General features: G+C 73.6%; 13 protein-coding genes. 6 read left to right on the plus strand and 7 right to left on the minus strand.

The annotated features are described in order from the left end of the window. The 3 genes from LDL48_RS01900 to LDL48_RS01910 all read left to right on the plus strand — a co-directional run bounded on the left by LDL48_RS01900 (position 1) and on the right by LDL48_RS01910 (position 3220). On the plus strand, positions 1-840 hold the full coding sequence (locus LDL48_RS01900; RefSeq protein ID WP_225253180.1) for an SDR family NAD(P)-dependent oxidoreductase: 840 nt from the start codon (positions 1-3) through the stop codon (positions 838-840). 135 nt (positions 841-975) lie between these two features. Beyond that, the gene (locus LDL48_RS01905; RefSeq protein WP_225253181.1) at positions 976-1845 is read left to right on the plus strand and encodes an alpha/beta fold hydrolase; all 870 of its coding nucleotides are present in this window, start codon (positions 976-978) and stop codon (positions 1843-1845) included. 94 nt (positions 1846-1939) lie between these two features. Continuing rightward, complete coding sequence (locus LDL48_RS01910) at positions 1940-3220, plus strand: lanthionine synthetase LanC family protein (RefSeq protein WP_225253182.1); 1281 nt, start codon at positions 1940-1942, stop codon at positions 3218-3220. An 11-nt stretch (positions 3221-3231) separates the two neighbouring features. Here the strand turns inward: LDL48_RS01910 and LDL48_RS01915 are convergent, their stop codons facing one another. Continuing rightward, complete coding sequence (locus LDL48_RS01915) at positions 3232-3522, minus strand: LysR family transcriptional regulator (protein WP_225253183.1); 291 nt, start codon at positions 3520-3522, stop codon at positions 3232-3234. A gap of 620 nt (positions 3523-4142) precedes the next feature. Here LDL48_RS01915 and LDL48_RS01920 point away from each other — a divergent pair. The 3 genes from LDL48_RS01920 (at position 4143) to LDL48_RS01930 (ending at position 7768) form a co-directional block, all read left to right on the plus strand. Further along, entirely contained in the window at positions 4143-6005 is a 1863-nt protein-coding gene (locus LDL48_RS01920; RefSeq protein ID WP_225253184.1) for an AfsR/SARP family transcriptional regulator, read from the plus strand. A gap of 753 nt (positions 6006-6758) precedes the next feature. Further along, complete coding sequence (locus LDL48_RS01925; protein ID WP_225253185.1) at positions 6759-7388, plus strand: hypothetical protein; 630 nt, start codon at positions 6759-6761, stop codon at positions 7386-7388. Then, positions 7385-7768 carry a MerR family transcriptional regulator gene (locus LDL48_RS01930; protein ID WP_225253186.1) on the plus strand — a complete coding sequence of 128 codons (384 nt, stop codon included), beginning with the start codon at positions 7385-7387 and terminating at the stop codon, positions 7766-7768. The genes LDL48_RS01925 and LDL48_RS01930 overlap by 4 nt, the downstream gene beginning before the upstream one ends. 157 nt (positions 7769-7925) lie before the next feature. Here the strand turns inward: LDL48_RS01930 and LDL48_RS01935 are convergent, their stop codons facing one another. From LDL48_RS01935 to LDL48_RS01960, 6 genes are all read right to left on the minus strand, one after another. Further along, positions 7926-8288 carry a VOC family protein gene (locus tag LDL48_RS01935; RefSeq protein WP_225253187.1) on the minus strand — a complete coding sequence of 121 codons (363 nt, stop codon included), beginning with the start codon at positions 8286-8288 and terminating at the stop codon, positions 7926-7928. A gap of 136 nt (positions 8289-8424) precedes the next feature. Then, entirely contained in the window at positions 8425-9189 is a 765-nt protein-coding gene (locus tag LDL48_RS01940) for a transmembrane-type terpene cyclase (RefSeq protein ID WP_225253188.1), read from the minus strand. 32 nt (positions 9190-9221) lie between these two features. After that, complete coding sequence (locus LDL48_RS01945) at positions 9222-10832, minus strand: class I adenylate-forming enzyme family protein (RefSeq protein WP_225253189.1); 1611 nt, start codon at positions 10830-10832, stop codon at positions 9222-9224. 36 nt (positions 10833-10868) lie between these two features. After that, positions 10869-11837, minus strand: coding sequence for a prenyltransferase (locus LDL48_RS01950; protein WP_225253190.1), 969 nt, complete (start codon positions 11835-11837; stop codon positions 10869-10871). 18 nt (positions 11838-11855) lie between these two features. After that, positions 11856-14000 (minus strand): aminodeoxychorismate synthase component I, encoded by a 2145-nt coding sequence (gene pabB / locus LDL48_RS01955; RefSeq protein WP_225253191.1) that lies wholly within the window; start codon positions 13998-14000, stop codon positions 11856-11858. Between the two features lie 49 nt (positions 14001-14049). Then, positions 14050-15225, minus strand: coding sequence for a 4-hydroxybenzoate 3-monooxygenase (locus LDL48_RS01960; protein WP_225253192.1), 1176 nt, complete (start codon positions 15223-15225; stop codon positions 14050-14052). Positions 15226-15228 lie beyond the last annotated feature (3 nt).

Consider the following 15228-nt stretch of genomic DNA (forward strand, 5'->3'; position numbering starts at 1 on the left):
ATGTCCAACACATGGTTCGTCACTGGTACCTCCCGCGGCCTCGGCCTCGAACTCGTCCGGCAGCTGCTGGCGCAGGGGCACAACGTCGCGGCCACGTCCCGCTCCGCCGAACGCCTCGCCGCCGCTCTCGGCGACGTCGACCGCACGCGGCTGCTGCCGATCGAACTCGACCTCACCGACGAGCGGGCCGTCGCCGCCGCGGTCGCCGCGACCGCGGACCGGTTCGGCGGCCTCGACGTCGTGGTCAACAACGCCGGCTACGGGTTCCTCGGCGCCGTCGAGGAAACCAGCGACGCCGAGGTCCGGCGCATGTTCGAGGTGCAGGTCTTCGGCGTCTGGAACGTGCTGCGCGCCGTGCTGCCGGGGATGCGGGCCGCCCGGCGGGGGCACATCGTCAACGTGTCGTCGGTCCTCGGCCTGACCACGTTCCCCGGCTGGGGGCTGTACTCCGCCGGCAAGTTCGCCCTGGAGGGCCTTACCGGGTCGCTCGCGGCCGAGGTCGCCGAATTCGGCATCAGGGTCACGCTGGTCGAGCCCGGCTACACGCGGACCGACTTCCTGCGACCGGTCTCGCTGGGTCTGCCCGCGGCGACCGCCGACGGGTACGGCGCGATCCGGGAGATGACCACCGCGCATCTCGCGATGCCGGGCACCCAGCTCGGTGATCCGGCGAAGGTGGTGGCGGCCATCATCGCGGTCGCCTCGAACGCCGCCTCGCCCCTGCACCAGGTGCTCGGTTCCGATTCGTACGGGCTGGCACAGGCGCGCCTGGAGTCGCTGCGCAGCGACGTCGAGGCGGGCCGCGAGCTGGCCCTGACGACCGACGTCAGCCCCGCCTGACGCGCCGGGCCGGCCTGCCGGCGAGGTCGTACCGGGGCCTCGCCGGCCGGCGCCGGGCCCGTCGACGGTTGCCCACATCGACTACCGTCGCACAAAACCATGATCATCTCCGCGGCCCGAGGATGGGAGTACGGCTTGCCTTTCGTACGCTCGAACGCTGTCGACCTCTGCTACCAGACGTTCGGTGATCCCGCGGACCCGGCGATGCTGCTCATCATGGGCCTGGGCGAGCAGCTGGTCGCCTGGCCCGACGGGTTCTGTGTGGACCTCGCCGCCCGCGGGTTCCACGTGGTCCGGTTCGACAACCGCGACATCGGCCTGTCGACCTGGCTGGACGAGCTCGGCGACGTGGACGTACCCGCGCTGTTCGCCGGAGACCGGTCGTCCGTGCGGTACGGACTGTCCGACATGGCCGCCGACACCGCCGGCCTGATCGAGGCACTCGGACTGCGCCGTGCGCACCTGGCCGGCGTCTCGATGGGCGGCATGATCGCCCAGCTGGTCGCCGTCGAGCGGCCCGACCTCGTGGCCAGCCTCGCGTCGATCATGTCCACCACCGGCGACCGCACGGTCGGGCAGGCCACCCTCGACGACGTCTCCGTGCTGATGCCCCGGCCGGACGCCGACCGGGAGGCCGCGATCGCCGCGGACGTCTCCCTGTACCGCCTGATCGGTTCGCCCGGCGTCGAGATCAGCGAGGAGGACCGGGTCGGCGTCGCCGCCGCGAAGGTCGACCGGGCCTACCACCCGGCCGGCACGGCCCGGCAGTTCGCCGCGATCGTCACGGCCGCGGACCGTACCCCGCGCCTGCGCACCCTGCAGGTGCCCACCGTGGTCATCCACGGCGAGGCCGACCGCCTGGTCGACGTGAGCGGCGGACGGGCCACGGCCGGCGCGGTTCCCGGCGCCGAGCTGGTGCTGATTCCCGGCATGGGCCACGACCTGCCCGCGGGCGCATGGGGCCGGATCATCGACGCCATCGCCACCAACGCCGCCCGGGCCTGACGCCCGGAGCCGGTCGGCGCTCGATGCGGTCGCGGCGCTCGCGGGTGTCCGCCCGCCGGCCGCGCGGGCATGATCGGTCTGGTGGAATGGGCAGATGGAGCCTCCCCGCCCCGGCCGGCCGAGCATGCCCCGGACGGACACGGCAGAGGCGCTGGCCGCGGCAGCGCTGGACTGGATGATCGGGACGGCGCGCCGCACCGGCGCCGGGCTGCGGTGGCCGTCCGTGGCCGGTGGCGCGGACGACGACACGCTGTACAGCGGCGGGGCGGGAATCGTGCTCGCGTTGCTGGAGGCCCAGCGCCACTTCCGGGACGACCGGTACGGCGACGTCGCCCTGCGCGGCGCGCGAGCGTTGGCCGCCGCGGTCGACGGCGAGGACGGCTGTTCGCTGTACTTCGGCCTGACCGGGACGGCGGTCGCCCTGAGTGCGGTCCACCGCCTGCTCGGCGACGAGCGGGCGGCCCGGGCGGCCGACCGGGCACTGAGCCACGTACGTTCGCGTTTCGACGGACGGCGCTGGGGCGAGATGGTCGAGCTGCTCTTCGGCAACGCCGGTGTCGCGCTGGGCGCGCTGCACGCCGGCGACCTCGACCTGGCCGTCCTGGCGGTCGCGCCCTACCTGGACACCGCGGACCCGACGCCCGGCGGCGTCAACTGGGCGGTGCGCCCCGGTCCCGCGCGTTCGCACCACGTCGCGCACGGCACGCTGGGCATCGTGCACGCCCTTGCCGCCGTGGGGGCCGCCGCCGGCCGCGCCGACCTGATCGAGCTGGCCCTGGCGGGTGCCGCCGACGTGGTCTCCCGCGACGAGGCCGGACCCGCGGGTTTCCTGGTCCCGCACTCCGACCCGCCGCACCGGCCCGACCTGATCGAGCGGTACAGCTACGGCTGGTGCAACGGCCCGGCCGGCGACGCGCAGGTCTTCCGGCTGCTCGGCGCGCTGACCGGGGACGCCACCTGGACCGGTCTGGCCGACCGGTGCTGGCACACCGTCACCCACTGCGGCCTTCCGCGCCGCGTGCGGCCCGGCTTCTGGGACAACAACGGCCGGTGCTGCGGCACGGCGGGCGTGCTGGCGCTGGCCTGCGACCGGCACGCCGAGCAGGCCCAGCCGCTCGACTTCGCCACCGGGCTGGTCGACGACCTCGCCGCTCGGGCGACCGCCGACGCCGACGGGGTGCGCTGGTCGAACCACGAGCACCGCGTGCGGCCCAGCACGCTCGCCCCCCGCGTCGGCTGGGCGATGGGCAGCGCCGGCATCGTCCGCGAACTTCTGCGGTTCACCCGCGCTGCCGGCGGGGTGGACTCGGCGTACGCCGTGCCGTGGCCCGACCACGTCCCCGCCGTGCCCCCGGCGCACCGTTCGCGCGTCTGACCGTACCCGTCTCAGCTGGCCTCGCAGATCGGCGCCGGAACCTCCCGGGTGACGGCCGGGAGGTTCTTGATCCCGTCCATCAGGGTGAGCACGGCCCGCGCCGACGGCAGGATCATCACGCCCTCCGACGTGAGGTGCACGCCGTCCGACCGGCGCCCGAACAACCGCAGACCCAGCTCCTGCTCCAGACATTTGATCTGGTAACTGATGGCCGGCTGCGAGTATCCGAGCGACGCGGCGGCCCGGTCCATCCGCCCCGCGTCGACGACCGCGACGAACGCTCTCAGCTCCCGCTCATGCATATCCTGTCCCCCGTTTTGTCGCCTTCGATGATTCCCGTGTCGAGCGGGTCGGCGAAACCCTGCGCCAGTCCCTCGTCCGGACGCGGACACGGGTAGCCAATAGTGTCGCCGGACAGGCTGACGTCTCACTATCCGCCCGCTATCGCGGGTACGGCACATCGGCGCTCAGCGGAAGGTGAACCTGCCTGTGCGTAAGCCCGCGGGCACCGGACGGCACGCGACCTTCGAAATGCCCGGATCCGGACCATCCACTCCGGACGGTGGCCATCTTCCACCGCAGGTGCCGGCGGGTGTCGCGTTTCGGACCGTGTTGCGCCGGCAATATCGCGAGGCTATTCTTCGGAGTCCGTGACAACTGACGCGACGCGGTCGTGGCAGGTGGAGCGAAGATCCATTGAATCGGGGGAGGCAATGGACACGGGGAACACAATGGACATTGATCTAGCCTAGGCACACACTCGTCGCCGAGCCGGCCCGCCGGATTTCCGGGACACCCCCGGAACCGTGCTGATCGCCGGCCTGGAATCGTCATCGGACAGCCCATTCCGCCACGGTCCGCGTCCGACCGTCCGTGGCCCTGGCGGCGTTGCGGCATTCTGATCCGCCACGGAAGGACGGGCGTGAGCACCGACCTCCGCTTCCGCATTCTCGGCCCGGTCGAGGTCTGGCACGGTGACCGCCCGGTGCCGCTCGGCGCGGCGAAACAGCGCGCCCTGCTCGCATGTCTGCTGCTGCGCGGGGACGGTGCGGTGGTCCTGCCGGAGCTGTACGCGGCGCTGTGGGGGGAACGACTGCCGTCCTCGCCGCGGGCGGCCGTGCACAACTACGTCCGCCGGCTGCGCCAGTCGATCGGCTCCGCCACGATCGTCACGACACCGGGCGGGTACCGGCTGGTCACCGACCCGGGAAGCGTCGACCTCCACCGCTTCCGCAGGCTGGTGTCCGAGGCCAGGCGGGACGCCCAGGCGGGCGACCTGCACAGCGAGTCGAATCGGCTGCGCGAGGCGCTGGCGCTGTGGCGCGGCAGGCCGCTGGCCGACGTCTCGTCGGACCTGCTCCAGCGGTACGAGGCACCCGCGTTGCTGGAGGAGCGGATCGCCGCCCTGGAACGGCGCATCGCCGTCGACCTGGACCTGGGCGGGCACGCCGAGCTGGTCGGTGAGCTGCGCGCGCTCCTCGGCGAGTACCCGCTGCGGGAGAATTTCTGGGCGCAGCTGATCCTCGCCCTGCACCGGCTCGGCCGGTCGGCCGAGGCGCTGGCCGCCTACCACCAGGCCCGCACGGTGCTGGCCGAGGAGACCGGGCTCGATCCGGGCGCGGAACTGCAGGCGCTGTACCGCGGGATCCTGCGCGGGGACTCGGTGCTCGCCGGGCACCCACCCGGCCGTCCGCCGGCGGCGCGCCCGCCGTCCCAGCTGCCTCCCGAGGTCACCGGTTTCGTCGGCCGCGGTGACCGGGTCGATGTCCTGGTCCGGTTCCTCGCACCCGAGGCGGTGCCGGCCGCCGTACCGGTCGTGGCGGTGTGCGGTCCGCCCGGGGTGGGCAAGACCGCGCTGGCCATTCACGTCGGGCACCGCCTGCGGCGCCGGTTCCCGGACGGACAGCTGTACGCGGACCTGCACGGCTACGCCGCCGAGACGCCGGTACGCCCGGCCGACCTGCTGCCCCGCTTCCTCCGCGGCCTCGGCGCGCCGGCCGGCTCCGTCCCGGAGGACGTGGAGGAACAGACCGCGCTCTACCGCTCGTTGCTGGCCGACCGGGCGGTGCTCGTGGTGCTGGACAACGCGCTCAGCCCCGACCAGGTCCGCCCGCTGCTGCCGGCCGAGCCCCGCTGCGCCGTGCTGCTCACCAGCCGGGACAACCTGCCGGGTCTGGTCGCCCTGCACGGCGCGCGCCGGGTACGGGTCGACGCGCTCTCCGCCGCGGCATCGCTCGACCTGCTGGCCGCCCTGGTCGGCCGTGACCGGGTGGCCCGCGAACTCGACGTCGCCACCGAGCTGGCGGGGCTGTGCGGCCATCTGCCGATCGCGCTGCGGGCGGTCGGCGCGAACCTGGCCAACCGTCCGGACCTGTCCATCGCCGGGTACGTGGCCGAGGTACGCACCGGCAACCGGTTCGGTGCGCTGTCCGTGCACGGCGACGAACGCGCGGCCGTGGGCGCCACGTTCGGCTACTCGTACCGCGCCCTGAGCCCGCCGGCCCGGCGCGCGTTCCGCCACCTGGGGCTGCTCCCGGCCGACGAGTTCACCGCCGACGAGGCGGGCACCCTGTTCGGCACCAGCGGGGTGGACACCACCGCGCTGCTCGGCGTGCTCACCAACGCCAACCTCATCGAGTACGAGACCTCGGGCCGGTACCGGATCCACGGCCTGCTGCGGTGCTACGCCGGACAGCTCGCCGCCGTGTCCGAGCACCCGGAGGAGCAGGCGGCGGCTCGCGGCCGGCTGACCCACCGGGTCAGCGACCGAGCCCCACCCGGCTGATCCCCGGCGGGCCGTGTCGCCCCACCGCCCGCTGCTCGCCCCGCCCATCGCCAACCGCCGATCATCGCCCGCCGCTCCACCGAAAGCCGTATTCGGGTTCGCGACATGGCGGATGGTTCCGCCGGAGGCGCCGGTATTCTCCGAGAAACGGAGTCTTCGGCCGATCTTCCCCGCCGCCGGCCGTCCGGGGATGCGGCCGCCAGGAAGGGCCGGTGATGCAACGGAGCGGCGTCGACACCGAGGCGGAACCGGCCGGGCGCGGCGGCCCACTCCCCCGTGCCGACCCGCCCGCGCGGTACAGGTCCGGCGCCGCGGTGCCGGACGCTCACCGGGAGCACCACCATGGGTACGCCCCCGACCCGCGACGCCCCCCGGAAGGACTGGATGGACCCGCGATCCGCGCCCGGCACCGTCCGTCCCGGGCACGACCAGGGCCACGGCTGGGTGCTCGCGGCGGCCGTGGTCACCGCGGATCGCCTCCGCGCCGCTTCCCGCGCGGCGACGCCGGACGCCGGCCGCCACCGCCGCGGCCGTCGTGCTCGGTGCCGGTGCGGTCCTCGGCGCCGCCTCGTTCGGACTCTTCTATCTGCCGAGTGTGGTGCTGCTGGCCGTGGCAGCGGTCCGCGGTCGGCCGTCCCGGGCCGGATGAATTCTTCTACATTGGAGTGGTTGCGGCCGGAACGGTCGTGGGGCCACTATCAAATCCTCGAAGCAGCCTAGGTTCCCGGCTGCCGCGTTGGTTGACTGAGCCGCATGACCACGCTCGACATCGGCGCGTGCGAGCGCCCCCGGCACGTCGCGGAGCCCCCACCGGCCGTGCCCGGCTCGCGCCTGTGCCGGGGCTGCCGATCTGCTCTGGGAGCCGGCCTGACCGGCCTGCCGGGGCTGTACGAGGCGTGTGGGCACGCCCTGGTGCCGTTGCCCGGCGGCAGCGTGATCGGACGCGGGCGGACCGGCCGGACCGGCGCCCCGCCGCCGCTCAACGACGCCGCGGTCGAGACGCGGGACCGGATGCACGGCGTCCTGGCGTCGTGGGCCGGCATGGTCGTCGACGAGCGGGCCCTGACCCGGGCACCGGCGCGTGCCGTCCCGAGCCTGACCACGTTCCTGCGCCGGCACCTCGACTGGTTGGCTGCCCACCCGGCGGCCGGCGACTTCGCCGACGAGATCGACGGCCTGGTCGCGGCCGCGGAACGCGCGCTGAACGGCGACGGCCGGCAGCCGCCCCGGCTCGGTGCGTGCGTGGAACCGGGGTGCGACGCGACGCTGGCCCCGTTCGGCTCCGGCCCGGGCCGCCGGGTCGGCTGTGGCGCCGGCCATTCCTGGGCCGCCGGCCAGTGGCTTCTACTGAGCCGCCGGATGGCCGGCGCGACCCCGGCATGACACCCGACCGCCACGACCCGTCGGCCGGGAGCCACGGCACGGCCGCTGAGAGCCACGGCACGGCCGCTGAGAGCCACGGCACGGCCGCTGAGAGCCACGGCACGGCCGCTGAGAGCCAGGGCACGGCGGCCGGAAGCCACGGCGCGGCGGCCGGCCGGTCCGGTGCGCCGTCGGAACAGGTTCGGCGGCGCACCGTGCCCACCGAGTTGGCCGCCCTCGCGACCGGCGTCTCACCGGACACGGTCCGGCAATGGGCGCGGCGCGGCAAGCTCACCCGCCACGGCACGCCCGGCCGCGCGGAGTACGACCTCGAAGAGTTGGCCGGCCTGATGGATCGCCGGACGCGCGGCGGGAGGCGCGACGCCTCGGCCGCATGCTGACGCGCCACACCGCCGGGCCGAACCGGTCCCGGGACGCCGATCGGAAGCAGATTCCGACGGTGGGACGGCCGTGTCGGTCCGCGGAATCCCTCGCGTGGTCGGAGTCCGGGTCGGCGAGGCCGTACGCCCGGGAGCCGACCACGACCCCGCCGTGAGGTCAGGACGACGTCAGGCAGAAGGGATGGCCGGCCGGATCCAGGAATACCCGCCACCGTCCGTCGCCGGGCTGATGGTCCGGTTTGGCCGCGCCGAGCGCCAGCACCAGTTCCTCCGTCGCATCGAGGTCGTCGGCGCGGAAGTCCAGGTGGAACTGTTGTGGCACGTCCTGACCCGGCCACTGCGGCGCCCGGTATCCGTCGACCCGCTGGAATCCCAGAGCACGGCCGGAACCATCCGTCAGAGCGACGAACTCGTCCGTGCCGAAGAGCTCGCGCATCCCGGTCAGCTCCCGGTAGAAGCCCGCCAGCGTCTGCGGGTCGGCACAGTCCAGCGTCACCCCGCGCAGTTCAGCACCTGGCACTGTTCGCTCCTTCGGGCCCGCGCGTCGGTATCCGTAAGCGGTCGCCGCACGCGATCACCGGGTCACCGCCACACCGTACTCGCAAGCCCGGTCCGGAGGGCGGACGCGCGCGTACGGCGCGACATCGGAGAGGCGGTCACGACACGACGGCCGGCGGCAGCCGGTCCACGGTCGGCTGCTCGGTGACCGGCGGGCGGTTCAGCGCCCACGGCGACTGCCCCTCGGCCCGGATCTGCCGGTGCACCAGCACGATGTACGCCACGTCGATCACGAACACCGTGGCGGCGAGCAGCATCAGCAGGTACCGGTCCGGGAACAGGAAGAGGAACAGGAAGCCGACCATCAGCGTGCCCAGGCACTTGCCGAGCGCGACGTACACCGACTGGCCGGCCGACGATCCGCGGGCGCGCAGCATCAGGATGAACGCGATGCTCAGGAACAGGTTGATCCCCAGGCCGGTGTAGATGCCGTAGAAGTCGCTGAGTTCCCAGGTGAGCACGACCAGGAAGACCGACGCGTAGGCGAGGATGCCGAGGACCAGCCATTGGGCGGTACGGCGGGACAGCCGCGGGAGATCCTTGTACCCGTACTTGAGCGCCTGGCCGAGGATGACGATGTCGAGCAGCAGCGCGCCGAAGTTCATCGGCCGTTGCTCGGGCAGTTGCTCGATGACCAGGGAGTGGGTGAACTCCCAGGCGAAGTTGATGCCGACCAGCGTCACCGGCACACCGACCCGCTTGTCCACGTGGCCACGGTGGATGGCCAACGCGTAGGCGGGCAGCCAGAACACGCCGACCGCGAGCAGGAGCGTCCAGTACAGCCAGTCCGGCATGTCGGCCTTCGCCGAGAGCACCGGTGCCGGGTCGGGCAGGTAGATGAGCGGGTCGGGTATCCAGGACATGGGCGTCTCCTACTCGTACTCGCCGGGCCGGGTCACGTCCACCGGCCGGTGCCGATCGCCTCGTTCGTTCCGAGCACCTGCTCGCGCAGGGCCAGCCGGCGGATCTTCCAGGTCGCGGTGCGGGGCATGTCCTCCCACGGCACGACGCGGGGGTCGGACAGGGGCGGCAGGTCGGCCACCGCCGCCCGCCAGCGGGCCGGGTCCAGGTGGTTGTCGCGCATCGCCAGGACCGGCACCGGCAGCCGGCCGGGCACGCCGAGGATCACCACCTCGGTCGCCGTCTCCAGGCGGTCCAGCAGGACGCTCTCCAGCTCGATGCAGCTGGCACCGGGGATCATGTCGACCTCCCGGTCCAGCAGCCGGTAACGGAACAGGCCGGCCCGCTGTCCGAGGTCGCCGGTGTTCCACCAGCGCCCGTCGATCTTCGCCCGGTGGCGGTCCTCCTCGCCGAGGTAGTCGAGGCAGCGGCCGGTGGTGGCGGCCATCAGCAGCCCGGGCCGCCGGCCGGTGCCGCGGCCGGTGCCCTGGTCCACCACCCGGACCCGGCACAGCAGCGGCCAGCCGACCTGGTTGGTGACGCCGAGCGGTTTGGTGCGGCGGCGCACCGAGCGCCGGGTGAACAGCGTGGAGCAGAGCGGGCCGGTCTCGGACTGCCCCCAGCCGTGCGCCCACAGCGGCATCCGGCGGCGGGAGGTGCCGAGGAACGTGCGCACCGTGCGCGGGTGGATCGCGTCGAACGTGCTGATGTACAAGCGGACGCCGGCGAACAGTTCCGGCTTCCGGTCGGCCAGTTCCTCCCAGCGCTGGAAGATGTTCGGGCAGGCCTCCAGCGTGGTCGGCCGGTGCCGGTCGAGGAACCGGGCCACCTGGTCCGGCGCGTGGTCGGCGATGACGAGCAGTTTGCCCGGCGCCAGCCGGAGCTGGCCGGCGGTCCACGACAGCACCCGGAAGTGCGCGAACGAGATGGACGAGCCCACCGTGTCGGTGCGCCGGCTGACCACCACCGGCAGGCGGGAGGACTCGAGCCGCGCCTGCGCCCCGATGGCGGTGCCGGCGGAGTGCACCACGAGCTTGGGTACGCCGGTGGTGCCGGAGGAGTGCGTGACGATCATCGGTTCGTCGTCGGCCCGGGCCCGCGGCGGTACGGGCGGGGCGTCCCGCAGGTCGTCCAGCGGGATGACCCCGGCCGGCGGGGTGGTCTCGCCGGTGCCGATCCGGACGATCCGCCGGTCGTCGGCGGTCAGGTCCACCCCGGCGCGGACCGCCTGGTCCAGGAAGCGGGCGCCGATCACCAGCACCGCCGGATCGGCCCGCCGGATCATGGTGCCGACCGTCTCGATCGAGCCGATCGCGCCGATCATGACGGGCAGCGCGCCGATCCGGGCCGCGCCCGCGGCGACCAGCACCGTGTCGTAGTGGTTGTCCTTGACGACGACCAGCCGGTCATCCCGGCGCAGCCCGGCGGCGTACAGCCGGGCCGCCATCGCGGCCACGGTCGACGCGAGCCGGGCCCCGTCGTAGACGGTGCCGCCGTCGGGTTCGATGTCGAACGGCCGGTCGAGATGCATGACGGTCTGGGTGGCCTGCTCGGCGTGCCAGTCGAAGATCAGCCCGAGGTTCACCGGCGAGCGGTTGCGCGGCATGTGCTTCCCCTTGTCTAGGCCGGATGCGTGCGGGAATCAGAGATGGAAGACGGCGAACGTGGGCAGCGCGAGGCCGAGGAAGCCGGCGTCGAAGGCGAGGAAGCCGATCCGCCGGGCGCGCAGCCAGTCGCCGAGGACCGGGCCGACGTACAGCTGCCATCCGTGCAGGGCGATGGCCGGCGCCGTGGTCAGCAGCGTCCACCAGGGCCACGGGGTGACCACCACGAGCGCGCAGACGCCGGCGGCCGACGTGCCGACGAGCCCCACGAGGACCCGCCGGAGGGCCCGGCGGGGCAGCGTCACGGCCAGGGTGCGCCGGCCGGCGCCGCTGTCGCCGGTGATGTCGTTGACGTTGGAGTAGCTGCTCACCAGCACCTGCCACAGGCCGAGCAGGAACGCGGCCAGTACCGCGCCGGTGCTCCAGTCGCCGGTCACGGCCACGTAGGGGGCGAGCAGACCGGCGGCGACGGAGAGCCACAGCGTCGTCTCGCCGCCGCCGGGGTGGTAGCTGACCCGAAGCCCGGTCGAGTACTGCACGCTGAGCGCGAAGCCGGCCGCATAGAGCGCGTACGCGGCCGGCGGAGCGTCCCAGCCGAGCGACCCGAACGCCGCCGCGCCACTGAGCACGGCGACGACGGCGGCGCACAGCACGAACGTGCGCGCCTGCCGTTCGGTCACGGCGCCGCTCAGCAGCGGCTTGTTGCTGAGCTTGCGGAGGGTGGTGCCGGACCGGTAGTTGACGGCGTCGCTGCCGTTACGGAAACCGACCAGGTCGTCGGCCGCGCAGGCGCACGAGATGATGGCGCCGGTGCCGAGCAGGTACCAGCACATCGCCGCGATCGTGCCGGGCGCCTGCCGGACCTCGGCCGGGAGCATGAACCACACCAGGGCCCAGCCGTAGTACTGCTGGTACACGAAACACTTCGACAGGCGCAGCAGGCCCACGGCCACCCGCCGCGCGGAGCGGGTGCCGGTGGCCGGAGCGCCGGACAACTGTGGTGTCACCGTTCGGCCTCCCGCCGGTCAGAAGCGCAGGTCCGCGAGTACGGCGGCGGTGCCGTCCCGGCCCGCCACCCCGTCCGGGTCCAGGCCGCGCAGCACGGCCCTCGCCTTGAGCAGCATCTCCTCGTACTCCTCGACGGGATCGGAGTCGAGCACGATGGCGCCGCCGGCGCCGATCCGCCACCGGTCACCGATCCGCACGGCGGTGCGGATGACGATGTTCAGGTCGGCGGTGCCGTTGCAGGACAGGAAGCCGAGCGCGCCGGAGTAGACGCCGCGCGCCTCGGTCTCCAGCGCGTCGATGATCTCCATCGTCCGCAGCTTGGGTGCGCCGGTCATCGAGCCGCCGGGAAAGCAGGCCCGCAGGCAGTCGATGACGTCGAGGTCCGGCCGGAGCCGGCCGCGGACGGTCGACACGAGCTGGTGGACGCTGGCATACGTCTCGGTTGCCATCAGCCGCGGCACGTGTACCGAGCCGACCTCGCAGACCCGGCCCAGGTCGTTGCGCAGCAGGTCGACGATCATGAGGTTCTCGGCGCGCGTCTTGCCGCTGGAGGCGAGCTGGTCGCGCAGCCGCCGGTCCTCCTCGGGGTCCGGGCTGCGCGGCGCCGTACCCTTGATCGGCCGGGTCTCCACGACCCGGTCCCGGTCGACCTTGAGGAACCGTTCCGGCGACGAGCACGCCACCTCCGTCCCGGCGGCCTTGAGGTAGGCCGCGTACGGCGCGGGGTTGCCGGCGCGCAGCCGCCGGTAGAACGCGAACCCGTCCTCGGTCGCCGGCGCCCGGGTCGCGTTGGTCAGGCACACCTCGTAGCTCTCCCCGGCCAGCAGCGCGCGCCGGCAGGCGTGGATGTCGGCCAGGTAGCGGTCGCGGTCGCGGACCAGCCACCGTTCCGCCCGGTCGTCCTCGCCGGCCCGGGCCACCGCGGCCGGCGCGCGTCTCCCCGGCAGCGTCGGCAGCAGCGCCTCGGCGTCGTCGAGCCAGCCGGCGGCGGCCGTCTCGGCGGCCGGGCCGCCGTCGCCCAGGGCGAGCAGGTACGTGACGTCGCTCTCGTGGTCGACCACGAGCATCCGGTCCGGGAACTGCCATTGCGCGTCCGGCGTCGGGGCCCGGTGCCGGTTCGGCGAACCGCAGTCGGCCTTGAGTTCGTAGCCGAAGTAACCGACGTAACCGCCGGTGAAGTCGAACGGCAGCGGGGGTGCGTCGATGTCCCGGCGGCCGAGTTCGGCGCGCAGGTAGTCGAACACGGTGCCGGGGTGGGACCGCGCCGTGCCGTCCGCCCCGCGGACCTCGACCCGCCCGGAGCCGACCCGGTAGGTGACCGTCTCGGCCAGCGGGCCGGACGCGCTGCCGAGGTAGGAGAACCGGGCGCGGCCCGGTTCGGCCAGCGCGCTGTCCAGCCAGAACGCGGTGGGCTCGGCGGCGAACAGGTGGCCGAAGGCGGCCTCGGTGTCCACCGCGGTCCCGGCGGTGCGGACGTGCAGGCGGTACCCGGGCGGGTGGCTCACCCGGCCGTTCGCGGGCGCGGCCGGCGCCGTCCGGGCGGTGCCGTACGCCCGGGGGCGGCGCGGCCGGCCGTGACCGTGTTCGCGGGTCAGCTCCCGGAAGTTGCGGATCAGTTCGGCCCCGTACTCGGTGGCCACCGACTCGGGGTGGAACTGCAGCCCCCACAGTGGCCGGTGCCGGTGGCGCAGGCCCATGTTGACCCCGTCCTCGGCCCATGCCGTGCCGACCAGGTCGGGCGGCAGCGGTTCGGCCACGCACAGCGAGTGGTAGCGCACCGCGGCGAAGTCCTGCGGGAGGCCGCGGAACAGGTCCTGCCCGTCGTGCCGCACCCGGGTGAGCCAGCCGTGCCGGGCCCGCGGCGCCGGCCCGACCCGGGCGCCGGCGAGGGCGGCGATGCCCTGGTGGCCGAGGCACACACCGAGCACCGGTACCGGCGCCTCGGCCACGATCCGCCGGGCCACGCCGAAGTCCCGGGCCCGCGCGGGGTGCCCGGGTCCCGGCGAGATGACGATGTTGTCGAACGCCGCCAGGTCCAGCCCGCGCGCCTCCGGCGCGTCGTTGGCCAGGACGACCGGCTCGACGCCGTTGATCCGGGCCAGCAACTGGTAGAGGTTGTAGGTGTAGGAGTCGTAGTTGTCGATCAGGAGCGTCCGGGTCACGGAACTCTCCCCTTCCAGCGGATCGGGTCGGTACCGGTCGGGCGGCGCGTCAGCGGCGGGCGATGCCGAGGTACTCCTCGGCGAAGGCGGTGGCGGCCGTGGTGGACCGTACGAGCTGGTCCAGGCGCGACCGCTGCAGCCGCGACGTGAACGGTGTCGCGTCCGGGAACCGGTGCAGCAGGTGCGTCATCCGGTGCGAGAACTCGAGGCCACGCCAGTTCGCTTGCAGCGCGGCCGGCGAGTACGCGGCCAGCGGGTCCCCGTCGCCGCGGCCGTACCAGGCGGCGAAGGCGTCGGCGAGCAGCCTCGCGTCCGCCACCGCCAGGTTGAGGCCCTTGGCGGCGCTGGGCGGCACGATGTGCGCGGCGTCGCCGACGAGGAACAGCCGCCCGTAGCGCATCGGTTCGACGATGAAGCCGCGCATCGCGGTGATGCCCCGTTCCAGGATCGGGCCCTCGTTGAGGGGTTGCGCGTCGTCCGTGGCGAGCCGGTCCCGCAACTCCTTCCAGATCCGCTCGTCCGGCCAGTTCGCCAGGTTCTCGTCCCGGTCGACCTGCAGGTACAGCCGGCTGATCCGCGGCGACCGCATGCTGTGCAGGGCGAACCCGCGCTCGTGCACGGAGTAGATCAGCTCGCGGGTGGCCGGCGGCGCCTCGACGAGTACGCCGAGCCAGCCCAGCGGATAGTGGTGCCCGTACGCGGTGAGCCGCCCGGACGGGATGCTGCGCCGGGCCACGCCGTGGTAGCCGTCGCAGCCGGCGATGAAGTCGCAGGCGATCGTCGTGGGCGTGCCGTCGAGGGTGCCGCGCAGCACCGGCCGGTCGCCGTCGAGGTCCGCGACGGTCACGTCGGTGACACCGAAGTGCAGCGCGCCACCCGCGGCGACCCGGGCCGCGATCATGTCCTTGACGATTTCCTGCTGGCCGTAGAGCGTGGCGGTCTGGCCGGTGAGCGCGGTGCAGTCGATCCGGTGCCGCCGGCCACCGAACCGCAGCTCGAATCCCTCGTGGGTGAGCCCTTCCGAGTCCAGGCGCCCGGCCAGGCCGACGTCGCGCAGCAGATCGACGGTGCGCTGTTCGATCAGGCCGGCCCGGACGCGCCGCTCGACGTGCTCGCGGCTCCGGGCCTCCAGCAGCACCGACTCGATGCCGTGCAGGTGCAGCAGGTGGGACAGCAGCAGGCCGCTCGGCCCGGCGCCGATGATCCCCACCTGGGTACGCAGCACGCC

The sequence above is a fragment of the Jidongwangia harbinensis genome, from assembly GCF_020216025.1.
In the GTDB taxonomy this organism is placed as follows: Bacteria; Actinomycetota; Actinomycetes; order Mycobacteriales; family Micromonosporaceae; genus Actinoplanes; species Actinoplanes harbinensis.